The 396-nt window shown below is 53.0% G+C and carries 1 rRNA gene; it reads right to left on the reverse strand.

Features of this window, described 5'->3' with window-relative positions:
• Positions 1–364: ribosomal RNA gene (locus BED47_RS14945) — 16S ribosomal RNA — on the reverse strand; the annotation flags it as partial.
• Positions 365–396 lie beyond the last annotated feature (32 nt).

Here is a 396-nt window from a genome sequence, read left to right on the forward strand (position 1 = left end):
ACTGCTGCCTCCCGTAGGAGTCTGGGCCGTGTCTCAGTCCCAGTGTGGCCGATCACCCTCTCAGGTCGGCTACGCATCGTCGCCTTGGTGAGCCGTTACCTCACCAACTAGCTAATGCGCCGCGGGCCCATCTGTAAGTGATAGCCGAGGCCATCTTTCAATAAAGGAACAGGAGTTCCTTTATGTCATCCGGTATTAGCTCCGGTTTCCCGAAGTTATCCCAGTCTTACAGGTAGGTTGCCCACGTGTTACTCACCCGTCCGCCGCTAACTAACGGGAGCAAGCTCCCATTAGTCCGCTCGACTTGCATGTATTAGGCACGCCGCCAGCGTTCGTCCTGAGCCAGGATCAAACTCTCCATAAAAGTTAAGTTTAAATCTTGTATTGCTCAAAAAA

This window comes from Gottfriedia luciferensis (assembly GCF_001712755.1).
GTDB classification, from domain to species: Bacteria; Bacillota; Bacilli; order Bacillales; family Bacillaceae_G; genus Gottfriedia; species Gottfriedia luciferensis_B.